Annotated in this window: 2 protein-coding genes; one reads left to right on the forward strand and one right to left on the reverse strand. The window is 64.8% G+C overall.

Annotated elements, in window-relative coordinates; all coding sequences use genetic code 11:
* Positions 1 to 510, reverse strand: a 510-nt coding sequence (gene ccmA, locus EOA24_RS31055; protein ID WP_127410445.1) for a heme ABC exporter ATP-binding protein CcmA, incomplete at its 3' end; no start/stop codon positions are given.
* A 284-nt stretch (positions 511 to 794) separates the two neighbouring features.
* On the opposite strand from ccmA, the gene acnA reads away from it, so the two are divergent.
* Complete coding sequence (gene acnA / locus EOA24_RS31060; protein WP_126080436.1) at positions 795 to 3,485, forward strand: aconitate hydratase AcnA; 2,691 nt, start codon at positions 795 to 797, stop codon at positions 3,483 to 3,485.
* Positions 3,486 to 3,580: the final 95 nt, after the last annotated feature.

A 3,580-nucleotide genomic window follows, 5' to 3' on the forward strand; every position in this document is an offset into this window, starting at 1 on the left:
CATCAGCCCCGCGAACCGCTCCTCCGAAGCCTTGTCCAGCCCCGCCGTCGGCTCATCCAGCAGCCATACCGGTCTATGGCTGACCAGAAGCTTGGCGATCGACACCCGCCGCCTTTGCCCGGTCGACAGATAGCCGAAGGGCAGATGCCCGAGCCCGCCGAGCGCCACCGTCTCCAGCGCCTCCTCGACGCTCAATGCCGGTTCGCCCTGGAAGGCCCGCCAGAAGCCGAGATTCTCCTCGACGCTGAGCGCCGTCTTCATCGCGTTGAGATGGCCGAGATAGTGCGAGGCGGAGGCGACCGTCGGGAAAGCCTCGCCACCGCCTTCGACCAGCACCTTGCCCCGGGCAACCGGCAGCAGCCCGGCGACTACCCTCAGCAGGGTCGATTTGCCCGAGCCGTTCGGCCCGGTGACGATGAGCGCTTCGCCCTTGTCGAGCGCAAAGCCGATGCCGGAAAAAACCGCCTCGCCGCCGCGCTCGCCGCCCAGATTTTCGGCGATCAGCCGCATCATTGCCCGTTCCGAAAGCACCGTTTCGCAGCCGTCGCCGCATCGCACAAATTTGCCTTTTGTCTGTCTAGAACTATTCCAGGAAATTCTCTATATGCGGTTCATCCGTGCCAGCGGTCGGCGCGGGAACAGAATTAGCGCCGAACCAGCGCACGCGCCGCCTTGAACGGCTCGGGTTGCTTGGGAGCGGACAGCGGAAATGGCCGTACCCGCACCTTTGCGCGTGATTGCATGCCATCGGCGTCCGTTCCCTTTCAGGCTGAACAGACAAGGACGGATCGCACGTGTCAAAATCCCTCGACAGTTTCAATTGCCGCCGCACCCTGACCGCGGGTGGTGCGGACTATGTCTATTTCGACCTCGTTGAGGCCGAGAAGAATGGCCTCACCGGCATCGCCCAGCTGCCCTATTCTATGAAGGTGCTGCTGGAGAACCTGCTCCGCAACGAAGACGGCCGCTCCGTCACCAAGGAGAGCATCCAGGCGGTCGCCGCCTGGCTGGCCGACAAGGGCACCGCCGGCGTCGAGATCGCCTATCGCCCTGCCCGCGTGCTGATGCAGGACTTCACCGGGGTTCCGGCCGTGGTCGACCTCGCCGCCATGCGCGACGGCATCAAGGCGCTCGGCGGCGATCCGGAAAAGATCAACCCGCTGGTGCCAGTCGACCTCGTCATCGACCATTCCGTCATCGTCGACGAGTTCGGCACGCCGATGGCCTTCGCCCGCAATGTCGAGCTCGAATATGAGCGCAACGAGGAGCGCTACAAGTTCCTGAAATGGGGCCAGCAGGCCTTCCGCAACTTCCGCGTCGTGCCGCCCGGCACCGGCATCTGCCACCAAGTCAATCTCGAATATCTGGGACAGGTCGTGTGGACCAACAGCGAGGATGGCGAGACGGTCGCCTATCCCGACACCTGCGTCGGCACCGATTCGCACACCACCATGATCAATGGCCTCGGTGTGCTCGGCTGGGGCGTCGGCGGCATCGAGGCCGAGGCCGCGATGCTCGGCCAGCCGGTCTCCATGCTTCTGCCGGAGGTCATCGGCTTCCGCCTCACCGGCAGGCTCAAGGAAGGCGTCACCGCCACCGACCTGGTGCTCACCGTCACCCAGATGCTGCGCAAGAAGGGCGTCGTCGGCAAGTTCGTCGAGTTCTTCGGCCCCGGCCTCTCCAACATGACGCTGGCCGACCGCGCCACCATCGGCAACATGGCGCCGGAATATGGCGCGACCTGCGGCTTCTTCCCGGTCGACTCGGAAACCATCCGCTACCTCACCATGTCCGGCCGCGAGGAGAACCGCATCGCCCTGGTCGAGGCCTATTCGAAGGCGCAAGGCATGTGGCGTGACGCCGGCTCCGCCGATCCGGTCTTCACCGACCTGCTCGAACTCGACCTCGGCGACGTCGTGCCGTCGATGGCCGGGCCGAAGCGCCCCGAGGGCCGCGTCGCCCTGCAGGACGTTCCGGCCGGCTTCGCCAAGGCGATGGAGACCGAATACAAGAAGGCCGCCGAGACCTCGAAGCGCTATGCCGTCGAAGGCACCGGCCACGATCTTGGCCATGGCGACGTCGTCATCGCCGCCATCACGTCCTGCACCAACACCTCGAACCCGAGCGTGCTCATCGGCGCCGGCCTCTTGGCCCGCAACGCCAACCGGCGCGGCCTGAAGCAGAAGCCGTGGGTGAAAACCTCGCTCGCCCCCGGCAGCCAGGTGGTGGCCGAATATCTGGAAAAATCCGGCCTGCAGAAGGAGCTCGACCAGATCGGCTTCAACCTGGTCGGCTTCGGCTGCACCACCTGCATCGGCAATTCCGGCCCGCTGCCGGCGCCGATTTCCAAGACCATCAACGACAAGGGCCTGATCGCAGCCGCGGTGCTTTCCGGCAACCGCAACTTCGAAGGCCGCGTCTCGCCGGATGTGCAGGCGAACTACCTCGCCTCGCCGCCGCTGGTGGTGGCGCATGCGCTGGCCGGCACGGTGACCAAGGACCTGACCACCGAGCCGCTCGGCGAGGGCAGCGACGGCAAGCCGGTCTATCTCAAGGACATCTGGCCGACCTCGGCCGAGATCCAGGAGTTCATCGAGAAGAACGTCACCCGCGAGCTGTTCGCCCGCAAATATGCCGACGTCTTCAAGGGCGACGCCTACTGGCAGAAGGTCAAGGCGCCGGAAGGCCAGACCTATGCCTGGGACGACCATTCGACCTATGTGCAGAACCCGCCCTATTTCGCCGGCGTGGGCCGCGCCTTCGGCAAGGTCGGCGACATCAAGGGCGCGCGCGTGCTCGGCCTCTTCGGCGACAAGATCACCACCGACCACATCTCGCCCGCGGGTTCGATCAAGGCCGCATCGCCGGCAGGCAAGTACCTCACCGAGCATGGCGTCGGCGTCGCCGACTTCAACCAGTACGGCACGCGGCGCGGCAACCATGAGGTGATGATGCGCGGCACCTTCGCCAACATCCGCATCCGCAACCACATGCTGGGCGAGAACGGCCGCGAGGGCGGCTACACGATCCACTATCCTTCCAAGGAGGAGATGTCGATCTACGACGCCGCCATGGAGTACAAGAAGGACGGCGTGCCGCTGGTGATCTTCGCCGGCGTCGAATACGGCAACGGCTCCTCGCGCGACTGGGCGGCCAAGGGAACGAACCTCCTCGGTGTCCGCGCGGTCATCGCCCAGTCCTTCGAGCGCATCCATCGCTCGAACCTGGTCGGCATGGGCGTCATCCCCTTCGTCTTCGAGGAAGGCACCTCATGGGCTTCCCTCAATCTGAAGGGCGACGAGCTGGTCGAGATCGACGGCCTGGACGCGATCAAGCCGCGCCAGAAGATGGTCGCCAAGGTGACCTATGGCGACGGCACGGTGAAGAACCTGCCGATCATCTGCCGCATCGATACGCTGGATGAGCTCGACTACTTCAAGAACGGCGGCATTTTGCAGTACGTGCTGCGCGATCTGGCCGCTTAGTAGGGGAATAAGGGAGTAGGGGAGTAAGGGAATAGGGCAGTAGGGAAGTCACCCGCTGCCGATCCTCTTCCCCCTACTCCCCTACTCCCCTACTC

The organism is Mesorhizobium sp. M2A.F.Ca.ET.039.01.1.1, from assembly GCF_003998035.1.
Taxonomy (GTDB): domain Bacteria; phylum Pseudomonadota; class Alphaproteobacteria; order Rhizobiales; family Rhizobiaceae; genus Mesorhizobium.